General features: G+C 44.5%; 19 protein-coding genes. 4 read left to right on the top strand and 15 right to left on the bottom strand.

The window, feature by feature from the left end; all coding sequences use genetic code 11:
• Positions 1-35: 35 nt before the first annotated feature.
• The 6 genes from FSB75_RS04810 to FSB75_RS04835 all read right to left on the bottom strand — a co-directional run bounded on the left by FSB75_RS04810 (position 36) and on the right by FSB75_RS04835 (position 11,486).
• A complete protein-coding gene (locus FSB75_RS04810) occupies positions 36-2,885 on the bottom strand; it encodes a glycoside hydrolase family 2 protein (RefSeq protein ID WP_146783586.1) in 2,850 nt (949 codons plus the stop codon).
• A 38-nt stretch (positions 2,886-2,923) separates the two neighbouring features.
• Positions 2,924-4,960, bottom strand: coding sequence for a glycoside hydrolase family 127 protein (locus tag FSB75_RS04815; RefSeq protein ID WP_146783588.1), 2,037 nt, complete (start codon positions 4,958-4,960; stop codon positions 2,924-2,926).
• 203 nt (positions 4,961-5,163) lie between these two features.
• Positions 5,164-6,705 carry an alpha-N-arabinofuranosidase gene (locus tag FSB75_RS04820; protein WP_146783590.1) on the bottom strand — a complete coding sequence of 514 codons (1,542 nt, stop codon included), beginning with the start codon at positions 6,703-6,705 and terminating at the stop codon, positions 5,164-5,166.
• A gap of 23 nt (positions 6,706-6,728) precedes the next feature.
• Positions 6,729-9,548 (bottom strand): glycosyl hydrolase, encoded by a 2,820-nt coding sequence (locus FSB75_RS04825; protein WP_146783593.1) that lies wholly within the window; start codon positions 9,546-9,548, stop codon positions 6,729-6,731.
• A gap of 138 nt (positions 9,549-9,686) precedes the next feature.
• The gene (locus FSB75_RS04830) at positions 9,687-10,880 is read right to left on the bottom strand and encodes an oligogalacturonate lyase family protein (protein ID WP_227990770.1); all 1,194 of its coding nucleotides are present in this window, start codon (positions 10,878-10,880) and stop codon (positions 9,687-9,689) included.
• Between the two features lie 297 nt (positions 10,881-11,177).
• Positions 11,178-11,486 (bottom strand): RNA recognition motif domain-containing protein, encoded by a 309-nt coding sequence (locus FSB75_RS04835; RefSeq protein ID WP_146783598.1) that lies wholly within the window; start codon positions 11,484-11,486, stop codon positions 11,178-11,180.
• Between the two features lie 305 nt (positions 11,487-11,791).
• Here FSB75_RS04835 and FSB75_RS04840 point away from each other — a divergent pair, with 305 nt between their 5' ends.
• Positions 11,792-12,925, top strand: a complete 1,134-nt coding sequence (locus FSB75_RS04840) for a DEAD/DEAH box helicase (protein WP_146783601.1) — start codon at positions 11,792-11,794, stop codon at positions 12,923-12,925.
• A 69-nt stretch (positions 12,926-12,994) separates the two neighbouring features.
• Here FSB75_RS04840 and FSB75_RS04845 read toward each other — a convergent pair whose 3' ends face one another.
• The 5 genes from FSB75_RS04845 to FSB75_RS04865 form a co-directional block, all read right to left on the bottom strand.
• Entirely contained in the window at positions 12,995-13,996 is a 1,002-nt protein-coding gene (locus tag FSB75_RS04845; RefSeq protein ID WP_146783604.1) for an acyl-ACP desaturase, read from the bottom strand.
• A gap of 114 nt (positions 13,997-14,110) precedes the next feature.
• Positions 14,111-14,326, bottom strand: coding sequence for a hypothetical protein (locus FSB75_RS04850; RefSeq protein ID WP_146783607.1), 216 nt, complete (start codon positions 14,324-14,326; stop codon positions 14,111-14,113).
• 51 nt (positions 14,327-14,377) lie between these two features.
• A complete protein-coding gene (locus FSB75_RS04855) occupies positions 14,378-14,734 on the bottom strand; it encodes a hypothetical protein (RefSeq protein WP_146783610.1) in 357 nt (118 codons plus the stop codon).
• 136 nt (positions 14,735-14,870) lie between these two features.
• A complete protein-coding gene (locus FSB75_RS04860; protein WP_146783613.1) occupies positions 14,871-15,902 on the bottom strand; it encodes a fatty acid desaturase in 1,032 nt (343 codons plus the stop codon).
• A 122-nt stretch (positions 15,903-16,024) separates the two neighbouring features.
• Positions 16,025-16,294, bottom strand: a complete 270-nt coding sequence (locus tag FSB75_RS04865; RefSeq protein WP_227990771.1) for a short-chain dehydrogenase — start codon at positions 16,292-16,294, stop codon at positions 16,025-16,027.
• A 320-nt stretch (positions 16,295-16,614) separates the two neighbouring features.
• On the opposite strand from FSB75_RS04865, the gene FSB75_RS04870 reads away from it, so the two are divergent.
• Together FSB75_RS04870 and FSB75_RS04875 are read left to right on the top strand one after the other, a co-directional pair.
• Positions 16,615-16,935 carry an RNA recognition motif domain-containing protein gene (locus FSB75_RS04870; protein WP_146783616.1) on the top strand — a complete coding sequence of 107 codons (321 nt, stop codon included), beginning with the start codon at positions 16,615-16,617 and terminating at the stop codon, positions 16,933-16,935.
• Positions 16,936-17,077: 142 nt separating this feature from the next.
• Positions 17,078-17,530, top strand: coding sequence for a cold-shock protein (locus tag FSB75_RS04875; protein WP_146783619.1), 453 nt, complete (start codon positions 17,078-17,080; stop codon positions 17,528-17,530).
• A gap of 11 nt (positions 17,531-17,541) precedes the next feature.
• Here FSB75_RS04875 and FSB75_RS04880 read toward each other — a convergent pair whose 3' ends face one another.
• The gene (locus tag FSB75_RS04880) at positions 17,542-17,802 is read right to left on the bottom strand and encodes an RNA recognition motif domain-containing protein (protein ID WP_146783622.1); all 261 of its coding nucleotides are present in this window, start codon (positions 17,800-17,802) and stop codon (positions 17,542-17,544) included.
• Between the two features lie 220 nt (positions 17,803-18,022).
• Between FSB75_RS04880 and FSB75_RS04885 the strand changes: the two genes are divergently transcribed.
• Positions 18,023-18,208, top strand: coding sequence for a hypothetical protein (locus tag FSB75_RS04885; RefSeq protein ID WP_146783625.1), 186 nt, complete (start codon positions 18,023-18,025; stop codon positions 18,206-18,208).
• A 254-nt stretch (positions 18,209-18,462) separates the two neighbouring features.
• Here the strand turns inward: FSB75_RS04885 and FSB75_RS04890 are convergent, their stop codons facing one another.
• The 3 genes from FSB75_RS04890 to FSB75_RS04900 all read right to left on the bottom strand — a co-directional run bounded on the left by FSB75_RS04890 (position 18,463) and on the right by FSB75_RS04900 (position 20,598).
• Positions 18,463-18,906: a helix-turn-helix domain-containing protein gene (locus tag FSB75_RS04890; RefSeq protein ID WP_146783628.1), complete on the bottom strand. Its 444-nt coding sequence runs from the start codon at positions 18,904-18,906 to the stop codon at positions 18,463-18,465.
• 2 nt (positions 18,907-18,908) lie between these two features.
• Positions 18,909-19,241 carry a type II toxin-antitoxin system HigB family toxin gene (locus tag FSB75_RS04895; protein WP_146783631.1) on the bottom strand — a complete coding sequence of 111 codons (333 nt, stop codon included), beginning with the start codon at positions 19,239-19,241 and terminating at the stop codon, positions 18,909-18,911.
• A 217-nt stretch (positions 19,242-19,458) separates the two neighbouring features.
• Positions 19,459-20,598, bottom strand: a complete 1,140-nt coding sequence (locus FSB75_RS04900) for a hypothetical protein (RefSeq protein ID WP_146783634.1) — start codon at positions 20,596-20,598, stop codon at positions 19,459-19,461.
• Positions 20,599-20,612 lie beyond the last annotated feature (14 nt).

A 20,612-nucleotide genomic window follows, 5' to 3' on the forward strand; every position in this document is an offset into this window, starting at 1 on the left:
ACGTCCGGCAGTTTCACCTTTGACGTTTCACCTTATTAAAAAACCTGGTCTATGGCGGGCCGGCTGTATTGCTCTTTTGTATTGGATGTTTTTGGTAAACCAAAATAGAAATACAAAGTGTGCTTAACGGGACCGTTGAATTTTGCCAGTTCCGATTGGGGTCCAAGTGAAGCCGTGTTGTTGTTGATGCCAAGCGCCAGTTTTGTACCGATGGGTGGGATGGCATCCAAAAATGAAATGTTTCCAACGGGCAGTTCGGGATAAGATTTTGGACCGGTTAACCCGTAAAAATCAAACAAGCGTACGTACAAACCCGTGTCTTTGCTCGCCACGTAAAACTTGCCCTCAACGGTATTGAATTCCATCCAACTTATGTCGCCGTAATAACCTTTGAACTCAGGATACACAATCGGGTTGTAACTCGTTTGCGTATTGTTGTAAAGGTTTTGCCAAACGTTCACCGGCGTGCCTTGCGAACGGTTTTTCCATTGGCGATACGGGCCTTTACCAAGCCATTTTGCACCCAGAACATAATTCTCGGGATAGCTGAAACTCACGCCGGCAAAAGGATAGGAACCGTTTAATGAATATTCATATTCAAGACTTGCCCAACCGCTGCCGAGCATTTTCCAGCGAACGGTTTTCATCGCACCGTCGTATGAGAATTCAACCACTTCATTCTTGCCGTCTTTGTAATGTTTGCTACCCGTGAGCGTTGATGTTCCTTGTACAAAAACCGGCCCTTTGGCAAAGGAAAGATTGTCACTTGCCGCGTTTTTTGCGCTTTGCAACAAACCCGTTTTTTTATTCAAAACAATTGTATTCTCTCCTCCCTTCAACGTGTAGGTCGAATCACTTTCTGCAAAGGTTGTTGTGCTGTCATTCGTTGTCAGTACACCCGCAAGCAAAGTCTCATTGCTCTTTATTTTCCACGTCCATTTATAAATTTCTTTTTTGAACGGATCGAAAACGGCAAGAATCAACGCATCATAATTTTTAAAATCCGGCGTTAAGCCGAGTTGCAAAACACCGTTAGCACCCGGAGCGATAGAGGGCGAAGAAGTAATGCCTCTCTTCTCCACAACGTAGCCCGCTACCGGTTCCCAAGGCTTGCGAAAATTCACCAAGGCCCATTGAAAACTGCATTGCGAAAGATTGGTGAAGTGATAACGATTTTGCACACCAACGTTGCCGGTAAAATCATCCGGTAAACTTTTCATGGCAATGTGCACCGGTGAAAAAATTTCTTTTAACGCAAAGAAACTTCCCTCCTTTTCGCGGTGCGGACCAAGAATGCCGTCGTTGGCATTAAGGCCGTCAGCGTCCAAAACGTTGTTGTAATCCGTTCTTGCAACGGCTTCATCCAACAATGCCCAGATAAAGCCACCGCCACTGCGTTTGGCATTCCAGTGCAGTTCCCAAAAATCGGCCATGCCGCTACCAGCGCCGCCATCATCTTGCGAATGCAAAAACTCGGTTGGCATGTAAATGAGCGAATCGTTCAGGATATTTTTTGTGCTGTAGTAATCTTCGTAGTGGTTGCAATCAATTCCGTTGAATGCATTGCCCGGACGATGATGCGGATGAATAACAGGACGGGCAGAGAAATCGCATTTCGGAAAGTCTGCATCAAGTTCTTTGTTTGTTCCGCCTTCGTTGCCGTTGTCCCAAAAAATAATGCTTGGATGATTGAGGTCTCTTGTCACCATCTCTTTTACCAAAGGCCTACCGGCTTTTGTACTGTAAAATTTTTGCCAGCCCGAAAGTTCATCCAATACATAAAGGCCAAGCGAATCGCAAAGATTTAAAAAGTTCACATCGGGAGGATAGTGCGAACAACGAACGGCGTTCATGTTCATTTCTTTCATCAGCGAAACATCCATCAAATCAATTTCAGGATTGACCGTGCGGCCGGTTTCCGGCCAGAACACGTGACGGTTTGCGCCTTTCATTTTTATCTGTACGCCGTTCAAATAAATGCCGTCTCCGTGACGAATTTCTATCGTGCGGAAACCAAATTTTTCACTTGTTTGATAAATTGTTTTTGCGCCTTCTTTCAAGGACACGATGACTTTATAAAGATTGGGGGTTTCAGAAGTCCATTGCGAGGCATTGGAAATTTTTGTGTGCATTTCAACAACCGAATCTTTTGGAGATGCAGTTGTTGAAACGGTTTCAACCTTCACTCCTTTTGCATCAAAAATTTCTGCGGCAACGTTTTTATTTGTTGAAAGTCCTTTTACAAAAGCCTTCATGGCAAACGCACCATCAGCCTTTGCATCAACGGCGATGTAGTCAACAAATTCAGTCGGCACGGCCTCCAAATACACCGGTCGAAAGATGCCGCCGAACACCCAATAATCAGCCAAACGTTCAGCATTGTTCACGCTGGCATCGGCACTCATCTTGCTCACCATTACTTCCAATAAATTGTTTGCACCAAAATTTATTTTGTCGCTCACGTCAAACTTGAAACGATAGAACGCACCTTGATGAACAGCACCTGCACTCTTGCCGTTGATCTTTACATCGGTATCGGTCATTGAGCCTTCAAACACCAAAAATATTTTCTTTCCTTTCCATGATGCGGGCACAGCAAACGAATGCTTGTACATTCCTTTCTCATCCCAAAAGCGTGCATTCTTTCCGTAGGTTTTGTAATCGCGACCATAGTTGTAACTGCCGAAACCTTGTTGCTCCCAACAGGAAGGAACTTGTATCGTCGTCCAATAACCGCTGTTGCGGCCGCCGGTGCAAAAGAAATCCCATGCAACGGTATGTTTGTTGTCGGTGCCGGAGAGGTATTGAATTTGTTTCTGCTGCGCAAAGAGTAAAACGTTGAGGAATAAAAGAAGAATAATGAGAGGGATTGTTTTGCGTTGCATGTGCTGTTGAAATGTATTACTGTTAAAACTGTAGAAAATTATTTCGGCCGGCTTCCTTCTTTGTTGTCAACCGTAATGACATCAACGTCCTTCACCCTGCTCGGAAACCAAATCATCATTTCGCCTTCGCCTCTGTTTGCCCAGGCATAATAAGGTATTAAGATTACCGGCTTGTTCACAGTAGCCACTGACGTTTCATTCTTTACCTCTAACACCGGTGCTGTCGTTTTCAATACCGTTACACCGTTCAATAAATTATTTTCAAATTCCGCTTGAAATGATGAGGAAGCCGGCAGCAAAATGTTTGCGGCTTTGCCGTCGTTGTCTTTTCCTTCGGCGCAATAAACCAACGGCCCGCGTTCAACGGCAACTTTGCCCGCATCTTCTTTCAAGTTTGCGGTTGCTTGTATCAACTTTGTTTTCATCGGAAGCTGCACTTCCACCGCGTCGCCTTTTTCCCATTTGCGGTTTAAAAGGGCATAGCCTTTTTGCACGGTGTAATCAATCGCTTGCCCGTTTATTTTAATTACGGGTTTTGTCACATCGGCAGTAGAAAAACGGTAAAGGTCAGAAGCCAATACTTCGTTCTGTGCCCAGCCCGGAACGCGAACGAGAAGATTGAAAGCATCGGAAGTTTTTGGCGAGACAATAAATTTTAAATCACCGTCCCAGGGATAATTGTTTTGCTGCTCGATGCTCACAGGCTTGTTGTGAACATTGAATGTGGTTGTACTGGACGCAAAAAGATTCACGTAAACGTCGTTGCCCTTTTGTGCGTACATATAACCCGGCACCGATGGCAGCAAACGAACAAGATTGGTGGGACAGCAAGAACATTCAAACCAGCCCGCACGGCTTCTCTCCAAAGCAGTGTGCGAAAAGTTATCTTTCACCTGCATGGCGTTGCTGTAAAAAAAACTTTTTCCGTCGAGGCCAATGCCAGAAAGCACCGCGTTGTACAAACTTTTTTCCAACACGTCAACGTATTTCGCATCGCCGTGCAAAAGAAACATGCGTTCGTTCCAAAACACGTTCGCAATCGCAGCACAGGTTTCGTTGTAAGCGGTTGCGTTGGGCAATTCGTAATCATCGCCAAAGCGTTCGCCGCTTGGCACAGCACCAATGCCGCCGTTTACGTAAATCTTTTTCGACACCATGTTCTCCCAAATGGAATCAATGGCGTTCAACAAATCCCTGTCACCCGTAAGCGCAGCCACGTCTGCCACACCGGAGTAGAGATAACAGGCCCGCACCGCATGGCCAATGGCTTCGTCTTGTTGTACAACCGGTATGTTGTCTTGCCAATAAGCGCCGTTCTTCCATTCGTCTTTACTTTTTGGATCGTAGTGCGTGTCGTGTCCGCGTTCTTCAATAAAGAATTTTGCGGTTTGCAAGTATTCAGGCTTGGCCGCAATGCGGTAAAGTTTTACCAAACCCATTTCTACGATCTCGTGTCCGGGTGCCGTGTGTTTTTTGTCGGGACCAAACGTTGCACACACTAAATCAGCATTTTTCAACGCAACGTTGAGCAAGGATTTTTTGCCTGTTGCGTAGTAATGTGCGGCCGCCGCTTCGTACAAATGACCGGAATTGTATAACTCGTGGCTTAACTCTCTTTCCTTTTCCCAGCGTTGCATGCCCGACCAGGGATGCGGATGCGCAGGGTCGATTGTTCGGGCGGTGTAGAGATAGCCATCAGGCTCTTGTGCGGCAGCAATTTTTTGAATCAGTGTATCAATATAGGCTGCTAACTTTTTATCTGGAAAGAGCGAAAGCGAATACGATGCACCTTCAATGGTTTTGTATATGTCGGTATCGTCGAAGGGGAATTTGGTGCAAAACTTTCCGCTGCGTGCCGCGGCCATTTCAAAATTTTTGACGCGGCCCGTGTTTTCGCAACGGGCAAATGACGCAGAGATCGTGACGCTGTGGTTTGTTTTCAACCGCGGCAACCAAAATTTGTCCGTTAGTTTCACCTTGGTGAAGTTCACGGCTTGAATGCCGTAATCACTTTGTTGCGCTGAAGCGAGAAGCATGCTCCCGTTCAATAATGCAATCAGAAAGATTTTTTTCATTGCTAATGATTTGCGGCCCATCCCGACCTTCCCGGTGGGAAGGCCATCAACACACAGGCCTCGCTTTTCAATGAGTCAACTTTTTATTTCAATCAACTTGAAAGCAGAATGCTTTCTTTCTCTTTAGAGTCGTTCTACCCTTCCCACCGGGAGGGGCTTTAGCACCATCCACTGCATTCGGAAAAGATTGTTGGGATGGGCTTCTATCTCAACTCCAACGTCACGATGCTTTTCGCCGGCAACTCGATGCTTAATTTATTGGCCGAAAGCTTTGCACCGTTAAACGCCGCTGCAATCACTTTCTTCTGCTGCTCAAACGTGTTAATGTCGGTAAGTTTTTCCGACGTGATGATTCGCCCGGATACATTTTTCCAAGCACCGTCCAACGATGTTTGCAGTGAAATGTTTTTGGCTGGATCAAGGTTCACCAACGAAATGTGCAAAGCACCCGTTGAATCTTTCGATGCTGAAACGTTGAGCGCCGGAATTTTTGCATCGCCGTTTGTATAATCAGGACTTTCAAATTTCACCGGAACCAACTTCGCGTCCTGATGCACTTTGTACAAATCAAACACGTAGTAAGTCGGCGTAAGCAACATCTGTGAGCCTTTAGTTAACACCAATGCCTGCAATACGTTAACCGTTTGGGCAAGGTTGGCAAGACGAACCCTGTCAGCATGGTTATTAAAAATGTTCAGTGTTGTCGCCGCTACCAAAGCATCGCGCAAACTGTTTTGCTGGTAAAGAAAAGCGGGATTGGTGCCGGGTTCAACATCCGTCCAGATGCCCCATTCGTCAACGGCCAGCGCCACTCTTTTTGCGCTGTCGTATTTGTCCATAATGGCGGAATGCTTGCTCACGAGTTCTTCCATGCGCAAACAATTTTTCATGGTGCTGAAATATTCTTTCTCGTCAAACTTTGTTGCGGAGCCTTTATTGCGCCAACTGCCAGTTGGGATTGTGTAATAATGCAAACCAACACCCCACATCATGCCGTGCGGAACATTTTTCATCAGCGTTTCCGTCCAATGATAATCGCCGGAGTTGGCGCCGCTGGCTACTTTGCTCAACCGTGCGTTCGGATAGTTTTTACAATAGGACGCATAACGTCTGAAAACATCAGAATAATATTCAGCCGTCATGTTGCCACCGCAGCCCCAGGCTTCGTTGCCAATGCCCCAGAAGTGAACGTTGTACGGCTTTGGATGGCCGTTCGCTTTGCGTTCGTTCGCCATCGGGCTTTCGCCGTCGAAGTTGAGATATTCCACCCACTTGTCCATTTCTTCAACGGTGCCGCTGCCTACGTTGCCAGAGATGTAAGGCTCGCAATTCAAAAGAGAACAGAGTTCCAAAAATTCATTCGTACCAAAGCTGTTGTCTTCCGTTACGCCGCCCCAGTTTGTGTTTACCATCTTTGGTCGTTTTGCTCTTGGGCCAACGCCGTCGCGCCAATGGTATTCGTCGGCAAAGCAACCGCCAGGCCAGCGAAGAACGGGTATCTGAATGCGCTTTAATGCATCAACGATGTCTAAACGAATGCGGTCTTTTTTCGGAACCTTCACCGAATCGCCAACCCAGAAACCGTCATAAATGCATCGGCCCAAATGCTCGGAAAAATGACCGTAAATGAAACGACTGATGGTGATTTTGTTATCGGCGGTGTTTAATGTCAGTTGAACTTGTTGCGCCCAAACAGCGGAAGAAAAACAGAAGGACAAAAAGAGAGCAGAGAGAATTTTATTCATGTGTAGAAGTTACTAAAATTCAATTATTCGCTCACGACTGGCGTTACCGTTACAGGCCCCAATAACCCCGAAGGCAAAGGCTTCCACGAAGACGCATCAAACAAACCATTCTTCACGTTTTCGCGTTTGCGTGCGGGCATGTTGGTGTTGTAAAAAATCTTCCAGGAAAGATTGTTCTTGTCCATGTAACTGATGCGGTTCGCCATCAGGTTGGCTACAACAATTTCCAATGTGTTCGTTGCTTTTAAATCCGTTGCTAAAATGATTGTTTGAAACAATGGACCGATCAACGTAGCCAATTTCTTTCCGTTCAAAAATACTTCAGCGGTTTCGTGCACGGTGCCTAAATCAAGTAAGTACGTCTTTGCGTTACCCGAAGGTTTTGCAAACGTTGTTGTGTATTTAGCCGTACCGGAAAAAGCTTTTGCGGCGTCACTCAATTCCGTCCACGAATCAAGTTTGCTCAGCGTTGCTTTCGCGGGAAGCGTCGGGCCACCATTTAAGAATTCCAGCGTCCACGATGAGCCGATTGTTTGTGCATCGCCGGCTGTTTTGAGATAGGGAAATTTTGCACCTGCTTTTGAAGCATTGTAAGTTTGAACAATGACCGATTCGGAAGGTTGCAGTTGCACCAGCACCTCAATGCCGTTGTTCGCTTTGCGCCATTGCGCCAAACCTGTTTTGCCAAACATGGGTTCGAACAAAGCAACCGCTGAAGCAGTTGCGCTTAACGGAATCCATTCGTTCACGGCTTTGGCCCCGCGGTTGTCAATAAAGTAAATCGTTCCATCGTTGTTCTTTCTGCGAATGAGCGACAGGCCTTTCTCATCAAGATGTTCGCGTCTTACTTTGCCTGCTTCCATCAACGCTTCCATATCATCGCTCACAACGAAAGCGCCTTTGCCGATGGCGGCCTTTTTTATTTTGCCACTATCCTTAAAAGACAATTGGGACAGAAGCGACTGAAACGTTTTTCTTCTTGCATCCAATTTGTTCCAACCGGGAATATCAGCAGGCATGTTCTTATAAACTAAAACCGTTGCGCCGCTTTTTGCTAACGCAATTATTTTTTCAAAGGAAGCGTCGGCAATTAATTTATTCGCGGGAAGCAAAATTGTTTGATAGTTGTTACCGCCGGTTTGCACGGCCGAACCCGCGCTGGTAAACTTTTGCAGTTGTCTATCGGAAAAAAAATCAAAACCGTAACCCTTTTCCATCATCCACTCCGATACTTTTTCAAAATCGGTGCCGGTGAAATTTCTTTCCATGCCGTCGAAGTGCTGCAACAATTCGCCACCGGTTTGCGAATAGCGATCAATGATGGGATAATACAACAACACGTCGTTGTCGGGCTTTCCTTTTTGCAGGAAAGATTGCACTCTTGCAATGTACTGATTTAGCGTACCAAAATCTTTCCATTGCGGATTGACCGGTTGAAAATGAACGGCCGCATAAAACAGCCATCCCGGCCAAGGCGCATCTTTTGGTGAGTAAGCCGTGCCATGATAAAAAATATGATTCACGCCACCGAGAAAATAAAGGTCAATTGCTTTTTTCACATCGGCCCACGACGACAAAAAATGTTCGTTTAACCACGTACAGGATTCAGACGAAGCCAACGGTTTACCGCCCACGTTTGCAACCGATGTGGCAAACTTGAAACGCAAAATATCGGTGCCTTCGGTTTCGGGAATATCAACGGCGTTGTACAAATCAAGCGTGTTGGCCGGCGATCCGTGTGATTGGTTGCGTACCATCGCCCCTTTTGAAGCGCCCCACTTCTTCCATTCTTCGGTAAAGTTTTGCAGGAGCAATTCGTCTATCGTTGCGCGGTAATCGTACAATACTCTTGCGTTCTTTTCCTTATCGTCTTTTCCGAACAAAGCCGGCAATTGCTCACGCAGGTCGTAGCCTCTGCGCTTTTTAAATTCTTCAAAGAAGAGTGGCGTCCAATTGGCTTGACCGCGTGCATCGTCTACTTCATAAGAGTCGTTGAAGAAGGCACGAAGGCCGGAAAGATTTAGTCCTTTAAAAGCATCGTCAAATTTTTGGAAATAATCTTTTGCCGCTTTCGCAGAGAAATGGTCAATGGCATAACCTTCACCCCCAGGTGCGGCACGTTCAACCATTTTGCCGTGCAAGCCCACAAACAAAGCATACAATGTCCACTTGCCTTGCGGCGCAGTCCAGTTCAATTTTCCATTTTTGTCAACCTTGCTTGTCAAATCAATCGCTGTTGCCTTTTCATCGTAAGCCATCAATGCCTGCAACGGAAGAAGACCGGGATAAACGATTTGGTCAAGCGCAAGGTCTTGCAAATTTTTATTGGCCGAAACGGGTTGTTTAATGTTATCAATGTTTGCCGGTTTGTTGTTGGCCGTGCGCACCAAGGCTTCTTGCTTGTATTGAATTAGATCGTTCAAACTTTCACCGGCGTTCAACGAATACGTTTTGTAATAAACCGTTTTGCTCGCGTCTTCGTCCTTCACCCAAGGCCCACCGAAAGGCCAGCCGGTTGCATTGGCCAAATCAACGCCAAGGCCCAAACGCTTGGCTTCAGTTAGCGTGTGTTTAAACACGTCCATCCATTGCGGCGAAAGGAAATTGATTGACTCGGCTTCGTGACCGTAGACTTGGTAGATTGGCGTTACTTCCACACCGCCTAAACCGGCCTTTTGGTATTGTTCCAAATTCCAGGTGAGGTCTTTTTTGTTTACTGCACTTCCCTCCCACCACCAGCGTGTCCAGGGTTTGGTGGTAGTTGTAATCGAAGGCCATTGCAGTTGAGCATTTGTTTGGAGAAAGAAAATTGTTGAAGCGAAAAAGAAGATTCGTTTAAGCATTGTGTAAGTTAATTATGAACCAGAGTTCTTTCTATCCATGAAGCCATCGTTGCGTCGCACTCTTGTACGTTCGGTAAATCTATTCAACAAAAGGAATTGTCTTTCCTTTTCGCAACCATTCGTTATTGTGTCATCGCTTTATTTGTGTTCCGCAATCTCCGCGGCATACACATTTTCAATGCCCTCAAAATTGGCGCGGAAAATTATCCATTTGCCATCTGGACTAAAATGCACATTCGGTTCCAAATGATAATTGTGGTGCTTCATGTTCACCAACCGCGTCGAAGCAAAATGATCGCCTTCGGGTTTGAAAAAATAAATCCACATGCCGTCTTTTGCCTTGGCTACTTGCGTGTCGTTGCCGCCGTCACCACAAAAGAATTTTTCATCCGGCGAAATGTTGTAGTGAATAGACCATTCATCGCGTGTTAGTTCGTACTTTTTTTCGTCGCCTGTTTTCACATCCGTTCCGGCCACAAAAAACTTTGTGCTGCGGGGCTGTTGCAAATCAAACCAAATGCGTTTGCCATCGGGTTCAAACCATTCGTGACCCGCAATCTCCATGTTCATCGTGCGTTTGTGCATCAACCTTTTTTCTTTGGTGTTGATGTTGATGGTCCAGATGCGGTCAACCTTGTGCCAGGGCCCTTCGTGACAAAACATAAGCAGCGAAGGATCGGTAGACGAAAATTGTACGTGATTGAGCCAGGCACTGTCGGTAAAAATCTTTTTTAGTTCGCCCGTTTTTATGTTCACAGTGAACAAGGTTCGCGGCAGCCTTGCTTCGTAAATCACGTTGAAGTAATCGCTCTTGTTCGGATGCTCTTTAAAAAGTTCCTTTTCCTTGTCTTCGTTCCAAACACCCGCAAGCAACGTGTTGTCGGCATTTACAGTGGTAATGCCGGCCTGGAAATTTTTGGGGAAAACATACACCAGTCTGTTCGTCTTTGTCAAAGCGTTCACGCACCAAACGCTGTCTTTGATTTGGTAGTAAACATCGCCGCTTTTGTTGTTCACAATCTCGCCGTTCATGGGCGATGCCTGAAAAGTCAATTGCTCCATTTTTTTGGAATCCAGGTCGAGCAGCCATAATTGCTTGTTCCGCGAGAGCGCAGCATCGTAAGATTCCAGCTTTTGATCTGTTTTTGCAGCGTTGGCGTTGCTGCTGTAATAAACCATTTTATTGCCCACAAAGGGATTGTTGTGAAAGTAAAAGCTCATGTTGCTTCCACCGTTGCGTGTAAGTCTCACAACTTTGTGGTGCGTGTCTTTGTCGGTCCACTCATCCGGCATTTTCTGTCCGCCGGTTTCCAATACGGGTTGTGCAAACACAGTATTCGAACAAAGGAAAATACAAAAAAGACTCGCGGGAAATAGAGAGCATTTCATACACCAAGCTTAGGTGGATAAAGTAAGGATGAAGCCCCTCATTTTGTGTCCTGAACTGTCCTGAAAAACTGGCGTAAATTTCGTGCGGCAACGCAAATGGATACGGCCGGCCTAAACGAAATAAACGCAGTCTGGCCTTCTTCTTCCTGTTACTTGTGCAAATGCCTTCAGCCTTTGTTGCCGATATAAATCGGCAACAAAGGCTTCTTAAAACAACAAAGTGCAAGGCAAAAGGTGAAATCAGTTTTTCTTAAACCGGTAGGGATTAATGGAGCCGCCGCCTACTTTATACGAACCTCTTTTTTGTTCTTTCGGCTCTGCTTCCTGTACGGTAATTTGATAACTGCTTACGGTCGTTTGATCCAATGCAGCAATTGCCGTTCTGGCTTGTTCGTCGTCGGGCATTTCCACGTAGCCAAATCCCCGGGACTTGTCCGTAAAAGCATCCATTTCAATGGCGGCTGATTTGACCTCGCCAAACGGTGTAAAAAGTGTTTCGAGATCCTTGTTTTTCCATTCTATGTCGAAGCGGGCAACGTAAATATTCATTAAAAAAAGTTTGAAATAAGAGAATGTGTCTGAGAGAAGCAGGAGCAAGAAAACGAGAAGATGCGGAATTTCGATACCGGTGCCAAGCTCAAATCGCAGTGAAGGTAATCGTTTACGTTGCGTCGTTATGAAATAATTTAGGAAGGACCTCTTTCTTTACCGTTGTCTTCACAACGAAAGATTTATCTTCACGTTTCTTATTCAATGTGACTTAGATAAATTTCTTCCTTATTCCGTAGAAGCTCATCTGGTCCTTCTGGTGAGACCCTTGCTCTGCAAGAGCTTTTTAAACAAAACGAAATTTCATGTTATTCGATCAAATTGGTTTGACGCCGCCCTTACTGAAGGCGCTCAAACAAGAGGGTTATACAACACCCACACCCATTCAGCATCAAGCCATACCCCATGCGTTAGCTGGAAAGGATATTTTAGGCCTTGCGCAAACAGGTACCGGAAAAACAGCGGCCTTTGCGCTACCCATCCTGCAAAAACTAAGTGCACAGGCATTGGGCAACGGCTATAGGTACACGAGAGCCTTGATTCTTACGCCCACTCGCGAACTGGCGCTTCAGATAAGCGAAAGTTTTGCAAGCTATGGCCGCTATACTGGCCTGAAGCACGAAGTGATCTTTGGCGGTGTTCCGCAAACCCCACAAACGCTTGCCCTGCGCGACGGTGTTGACGTGTTGATTGCAACACCCGGCCGCCTTCTCGACCTGATGAATCAAGGTTATGTTTACCTTGATTACCTGGAAACTTTCGTCCTCGACGAAGCTGACCGCATGTTAGACATGGGCTTTATTCACGACGTAAAAAGAATCATCAAAATCCTGCCGGCGCAAAGACAGACAATGTTGTTCTCGGCCACCATGCCGCCGCAGATTACACAACTGGCTTCCTCGCTTTTGCATCAACCGGTGAGAGTAGAAGTAACGCCTGTTTCGTCAACAGCCGAAAAAATTGAGCAGTCGGTTTACTTTATTCCGAAGCAATACAAGCAATCATTGTTGGTGCATCTGCTGAGCGAAAAAAACATTCAGCGGACGCTGGTGTTTACCCGTACAAAGCACGGTGCCGACAAGATTGCAAAACAATTAAAGAAGGCAAATATTCAGGCCGATGCCATTCACGGCAACAAGTCGCAGGCGGCCCGACAAAATGCCCTGGTAAACTTCAAAAGAGGAAAATTGAAAGTATTGGTGGCAACTGATATCGCAGCAAGAGGCATTGACGTGGATGCACTGGAACACGTTATTAATTATGATTTGCCCGATGTAGCGGAAACTTATGTGCATCGCATTGGCAGAACCGGACGAGCCGGCGCCAGCGGCACAGCAATCTCTTTCTGCGACGGAAAAGAAGAAATGAGCAACCTCCGAAGCATCAACAAACTTATTGGTTTAAAAATACCTGCGGTGGCGCATCCTTTCGAAGGCTAAGAAAACGAATGTTTCAAATAAAAAGCCCTCGGTTGAGGGCTTTTTATTGCATATGATTATTGAACAATTTCAGGAGACGAGCCAAGCCAGCTTTACCGTTTCCGGCTCCTTCATGCGTTCGGCAATTTTTCGGTAGCGTTCGGCTAAATCACTAAGATAATCTTGTGCTTTTGCCGCATAATCGGTGAGTCCGGTTAATGTTTCCACCTTCCATAACTGCGTCAGGTGTTTGATGATGGCAGCATAGTCGAAGGTTGTGTAAATACCCATTTTCTGCGTAATGGCAGAGAACCGTGTAAAGAGATTGTCAACAGGCGCAGTATCCATCATGATAGCGGGCATGGCAATTTGCTTTTTCATCATCTTTTCAAAAGCCAGCAACGCACCGTTTGGATCAATTTCAAAAATCTTTGCCATGAACGTCTTGTAGGCTTTCTCGTGGCGTGCCTCGTCGCCGGCAATGGTTTTGCAAATTCTCGACAAGACGGCATCGCCATCTTTGTCGGCCAGTTTGCCCGTATTCACGTGCGAAATTTTCGTCGCCCTTTCCTGAAACGATGTATAAATGAAAGCCTGGTAAGGATCGCCTTCGGTACGCGGATCAAAACCGTTGGCCAACAGGTTGTGAATGGTAATCTCCACTTGCTTCATGTCGGCACGGCCGGAGAGATAGAGATATTTGTTTAAAAGGTCACCGTGACGGTTTTCTTCAGCCGTCCAGCGGCGCGACCATTTTACCCAACCTTTGTCCGATGCAATGTTTCCTTCATCGTTCACGCCTTTGATAAGGTTAAAGTAAGTCGTATAAGTTGGCAAAGCTTCTTCGGTAATCATGTTGCCAACTAAGGAAGTAATGACTTCAGGGGGTAAGCCGGAAGCTCTTTCCTGCAATTCCCGGATTTCTTTTATCGCATCCGGCGAACTCATTTCCGGCAAAAAATCAGACGGTTGCCAAGCTGTTTCGGCCTCAACAAGATATGAATCTACGGCTTCGGAAGCCATTGCTTCCATGGCCGAAATGACTTCGATGTTTTTTTGAAGTTCGTTCGATGTGGGTGTATAATGTGTCATTGATTAAACAGTCCGTGCAATTAAAAAAGCAAGGCCAGCTAAAGTTTAAGTGTCAATAAATATGCCCGTATCAGCGAATGCCGTCTTTACCTGCCAGAAAAAGAAAATTGACTCTCAGCAATAAGCTTTGTCAATGGCTTCTCCCAACTCTTTTTCGAGTTTCTTAATCCAGGAAGGAACCTGTTGCCAGATTTCCCAGTTACCGTTGTCGCCAATGATCATTTTGAAATTCTGGTTGTCAACCGACACCCTGCATACTTCGTCCGTGCCCTCAAAAAAGCCCTGAAAATTAAACTCAATGCCGTTGATTGTTTTTGAAAACTGTTCCATGTACGTCTTTTGCTTCAAAAGAAAAGCAGTTATTTTTTAAATGAATTTTTTCTATGCTTCTTCTACATCTGCAGCCTGCAATTGCTCCTGATGATGCGGAATGTGCTTAATGGTCAATTGATATTTGGCGTTCATGCTAATGTGAAACTCGTTTGCAGCCACCATTTCTTTTATGGCCGCATCTTCCAGCAAAGCCGTGGCCAGGCTCGACGCAATGGGCATATCAACAATAACATTACTTAACCTGCCGTCTCTTAATTTGATAAGAAACTTGTAGCCTGATTTTCGCTTGTGACCGGCCCGTTCAAAATCAGGGGCGTTCAACGTAAACTGCTGCTCAGCGGCCAGCGAGCGTTTCAACACGATGCGAAGAACGGGCAAATATTTTACCCAAACGTTTGTAAACATAAAATGATTTGTAGAATGAAAAATATCGTTGCGGCTGGTGAAGTAGGCACAAAGGTCGTCATTTAAAAGCCAACAAGAGGATAATCTTTTCTTCGTTTCAAAAGTAAATCACTTTCGCTTTGTTTACTTAATATGCTCATATTCTTACTGCCTCTTGTTTCGCCATATATTTTCGCAGGAAATCCTGCTTGGAATCGCGGTAAGATGAGACGGCTCCCAATTTGTACAAAGTATAAATGTAAATCCACGGAAGATCCAATTGATACGAAAGAAAACCTGCTCTTGCCGAACCCGGATAAAGGTGGTGATTATTGTGCCACTCACCCGCGAAAAGGCCGGGGCGTAATTGGTTTACCGAAAGATTGCTGCGATCAAAATCCACGCCTTCCACGTGCTTCTTCTCTCCTTTGCCGTGCCCCGTATAATTAAACGCACGAACAAGTACAAACCAGAAAAGCGCTGCGCTGAACAAAGCACAAACCAGCCCAAGACCTCCGATAAGGTAAAAAGCTGCAAACCAAAACGTCCAGTTTAAAAACCAAACAGAAACTGTATAGAAAGGCGATGCGACCGACGCCCATTTTTTATACTGATTATAGGTATTGGCTTTGACGCCAGTATGGTTCATAAAATGAAGCACTTTCTGATAATCTTCTTTCGAAAGATCGGTTGAAATGCGCTGATGATTGAACTCGGCCAACATGCAGTACAAAAAACCCGCTTGTGCATTGTACGGATCGCCGGGTTCATCGGACTTTGAATGATGAACATGGTGCGACACGACGTAAATTTCTTCGGCCAATGTTTTTATCACAAGGTTTTGTGTAAGCACTCGCCATAAAGGATGGCTAAAACGGAAGGCCTTGTGCGTACAGTACCGGTGAAACCAGATGGTGCCGTGTGTTCCCATAAAAATCATGGCGTAAACCAAAAACGCAAGAAGGAGTTTCCATGAAAAATAATGAAACAGGAAGGCGTACAAAAAAGGCAACAGGCAAACAATCATCATCAGGCTGCTGAACGAAATCCAATTTTTTTTAGAACTGAAAATATTCATGCGGTTAAGCGCTTCGCGCCAAAGACGTTTTGAATCTGGTTTTACAAGAGTACCGTTCCCGGTCTTCCATCCGTAGGAGGGTTGTTGCAATACATCGTCAATAAAAGCCATAGGATAATAAAGGATTTAGAAAATCACTTAGCGATACCGTTGCATAAAAAATGTTCTTTGCGAATTTTGTATTCGTTGGTTACGCAAACGGAATGCAAAAAAATTCAGGAGTTAAATTTACCTTAGTTAAAGCTCTCTTCGTATGTCGCTAGCTTTGAAAACTCAGCACCGTTGAAAACCCTTGCCAGGTTTGGATTTTTTGTTGTCTTGTAAGCTTCCAATTGGCTCTGCGGCACGATGCGCCAGAAGTTCTTTGCTTTTAAATAACCGTAATCGGCGTCTTTTAAAAACAAACCGTAAATCGCTTCTCGTTGTTTAAAGGTAATCTTGACGTAATCTTCGTTAATGATTGCTTTTTTTTCAAAAAACTTTTCAATGTCTTCAATGTTCATAATTCAGATTTAGAAATGAAGCGGCCGCTGATTTAGTACAGCGATAAAAGCAGGCAGAAGACATCAAAGGGTGGAAAAAAGATGAAGACTGGATGCTAACAGTTCAACGCAACTCTTCAAATGTAATCTTTATTGTCCGAGTAAGGCAAGTTGCAAAAATGCTTTGTGATAGTTTTGGCAGAATGTACGTAAAGAAAACATACCTTCACCGGGTTAATTTGAGCCTTGCATTTGTAATCGTTAATAGTTCTGCTTTGCATGATTCATTATCCCTTACCATTGCCTTCCTCAAGTATTCCTAAATTTTAATTGAAAAGAACATGAACATTTATGTTTCGAATTTAAGCTTCGATGTAAAGGACGAAGACTTAAGAGAATTTTTTACACCCTACGGTGAAGTTACCTCGGCCAAAATCATCAACGACAAATTCACCGGCAAAAGTCGTGGCTTTGGCTTTGTAGAAATGACCGACGCAGCCGCCGCCAGCAAAGCAATCCAGGAACTGAACGATGCAACGGTTGACGGCAGAAACATCAAGGTCATGGAAGCCAAGCCAAAAGAAGACCGGCCTGCCCGCAGCAACAGCGGCGGCGGTTTCCGCAACAACGGCGGCGGTGGTTACAACAAAAGCAGGTGGTAATTCCAACAATAAATGAACAAAAGCCTTTGGAATTCCAAAGGCTTTTCTTTCTCACAACTTCAGACGATTAAAAAACAATTTATTCCACAACGTTTCTGACTTTTGTTAAGTCAAGAACGTTTCATCTTTAACGATAAAAGCAATGGCGAGATCGCAACAGTCCTTCAGTAAAAGAGAAAAAGAAAAACAACGGGCAAAAGAAAAACAAGAGAAAAAAGAAAAGATGGCTGAACGCAAAGCCACAAAAAAGGAACAGTCTTTAGAAGACATGATGGCCTACATTGACGAGAACGGCAACCTTTCTTCTACCCCGCCCGATCCATCAAAAATGAAATCGTTCAACGCCGATGAAATTGAGATTGGTGTGCCGCAGCAAAAGCCGCTGAGCCCGGAAGAGTTAATCCGGCAGGGTTCTGTCAGCTTTTTTAATTCGGCAAAAGGCTTTGGTTTTATTAAAGACAGCCAGACCGGTGAAAGCGTCTTCTTTCATCAAAAAAACTTATCCTTTCTGGTTAAAGAAGGCGATCGCCTGATCTTTGAAACGGAAATGGGCGATAGAGGCCCCGTGGCGATTAACGTAAAAAAACAACCATAACGCAGGCTTGTTTAATTGTTGAATTCGCCCGGTTTGTAAGCAACCTCCTGCACCACAATCTTTTTGCCGTCAAGCAGCATGCGATTGAGAGCTAAAATCGCTTGCTCTGCTTCGGCTTCGTGCGGCATCTCCAAAAAAGCACTGCCTTTGGAGCGGCCGCTAATTTTATCACGCACAACAGCAGCATAACTTACTTCGCCGTAAGCAGAAAACAATTGCACAAGATCGCTGCCAATAATGTTTACACTTAAATTAAATACCAAAATATTCATGGCCACCGTTAACCTTGGAACAAAACAATACGGTTGAAGGTACGCTTGTTTCAAGCATCTTCCGGTAAAGAAAAGTGTCTCCACATCTCCGGTGAAAAGGCTATCTCTATTCTGATCTTGCCTTAAGCACCACAGTAGCTGACTTAATCTTGCGTTCTTCGCTAAATATCTTGCTCTTCTTTCGAGTTTTTCTTTATCCTTTCTTTTGGTATGCACATTCATGTTTCCAATTTTAAACAGCAACCTGATTGAGTCTGACCTGCAACGAATGTTTTCAAAATATGAAGTATCATCGGTAGAACTGGTGCGGGGGCAAATTGAACAACCGGTCGCTTTGCCACGGATTTATCAATATGCCCGTGCGCCGGGACCCAGAGCAGACAGTTACCTGTTTGGACAGAACTGATATAAAAGGAAAGCGCATTAACCTTGCAGAAGTAGTTTACGATGCTTCGCCACATGCATCGTCGTCACACAGCCTGAAGGCGTAATTCTTTCTGTCAAAAGGCTCCCGCTTTAAAAGGCGTTCGGTTGATTTTCTAACGGAACAAAGTGATAAGCCGTTCAAGAAATGTGGAACCATCATCAGCGGGCTACCAGGGACAGCTTTCGAACTTTTTTGTTCAGGATTTAAAAGAAATAATTGCATTTATAAATGAATTAAGAAGGCACTAATTTCTTTGTTGTGTTCATGACGCTAGCATTCTTGAACCGGGAGTTCTCAGCCACTTTTAATTTATAAGGCCGGTTAAATGCTTCCTGCGACACTTTAAAATACTTAGACAACTTACGAAGCACGTCTTTTGATAGCCCCTTTTTATAATGCAGGATTTCGGAAACATACCCTTTGCTGACATCTAAAAGATGGACTAAATCTTTTGGCTTGATGTTGTGCTCTTCCATTAATGAATGAAGAAGTCGAATGGGGTCTACCTCATCAAAACTATTGTGTTCACTGTCCCACTTTTCAATTAATAGGGTCAATAGGTCGATCTCATCCTGCATTCGCTTACCTCCTTCTTTTTCCAAAAGGTTTTCCAACTCCTTACAATATTGATTGTACTGCGTTTTCGTTTTAATGACTCTGTATTTAAGCGTTTCCATAATTAATAAATGTTTACTGTGTATTGTTCATTCTTCTTGCACAGCTTATCATAGGCGGCATGACTGCCAATCCAACATACAAATAAATGCACCTGCTTCTCTCCAAAAACATATTTGCAAATCATTCTGTAGTTATTGCCTGCGATATCAAAGACTACTCTGTTAGAACCATTACCCAATAAATCTGCAGAACCAAAAGTGTCTTGCATATCTTCTGGTAAGTTCCAACCCGCATATCTTACCTTTTCCAGCCAGTCTTCGAGAGAACGCCTGCTTTGAGCATTTGCCTTTACAAAATCTTCGATGGTTTGCCTTTTGATAAGATGAACCTTCATGGATACAGCAAATATATTACCAAGTTCTCAAAAAGAGAACTTCTGTATGCAAATTTTTGAATTCTTTAAAGAGGGAAGTGAAAGGGACATTTCGAACGACAAAAGCCGCTCAGGAAGCGGCTTTTATTAATCTGCGGGCAGTTGTTTACAACTTTCGAACTTTTTAGGTGACTTAAACGCGATAAATCAGTTCATCAAGATTCACCTGTAGCTAACTCTAATAACCCCAAACGTACCCGTATGGCTTTTTAGGAAACTCTAAAGTATTCTGGTCGACATCAGCCAATAGCTCGTCAGGGCTTTCAATGAACGGATCATACCAATCGGCCTTTCTTTTTGCCCATGCCAGCCATTCCTGAGTCTCAGGAGACCGGTTCTTTTCAGCCCTGACTTCCAGTTCATGAATATACCTGCGCAGGTTTTCAGCCTTATGCCACCTATCTGAATCAATGAGCAACTTCTTAAAGTTAATAAGATCTTGTTGCTTTCTTTCCTGCAGCTCTTTTGCCAGCCGCTCCCTTTCTGCACGCTCTATTCTGGCTTTTTCATATGCCAAATCTCGTTCTGTGCGTTGTGCTGCGGATAACTCCAGACCAGCAATGATTTTGGCCAATTGCTCTTCCAACCTGATGCTCCCGTCTTTATACTCTCGGCCATACCAGCCCCCTACCTGCAAGGCTAAAATTCCTTTGGGATGAAATATTTGCCTCGTCCAGGTTCTTTCCTGAACTGTTTCTTTTCGCATTTTTTCCCTTAGAAATAGCTCAAAATCGTGACCGCTAACAATCACCAAAGTTTTCCTATTTCTGATTTCAACGGTATGTCCCCGTGCTTTAAATGCTTTGATCAATGTATCAAAGAACAGAAGTGCACGATCTACATTTGTTTTAGCCACCCGTATATCCAAACCATCATAGCTGGATGACACAATGCCTATGTAATTATATCCATCTGGCTTTTGCTTTGAAAGAATGATTTTTGTTTGTGCAATTAATGGATCTGGTTTCAACAACTTTTCTGGAATTTGCAAAGAAAGTGATCCATCCCTCTCCACTTCCTGAATTTTCAATGTTCTAAGTGAAGGTGAATTACGATCAGCCGCAGGATTGTTTTCATCCCTCAATCGTAACTTGGCGGTTTCTTCTCCTTTATAATTTGCAGAAAGAGCAGTTTTCTTAACCTTTTTCCCAAATTGAACTTTCGTCCAATACCCTGCTGGCGGAACAGGTATTTCCATGCGGATACACATCTTACGAAGGCCAACATCCGATATATTATATCGCTTGGAAAGTGATAGCATTGACTCCTGCCAAACCAATTCATAAAGCTCTTTCCGTGATAATACGATAGGATCCATCTTCCTAATTTAAT

The sequence above is a fragment of the Flavisolibacter ginsenosidimutans genome, from assembly GCF_007970805.1.
Lineage (GTDB): Bacteria > Bacteroidota > Bacteroidia > Chitinophagales > Chitinophagaceae > Flavisolibacter > Flavisolibacter ginsenosidimutans.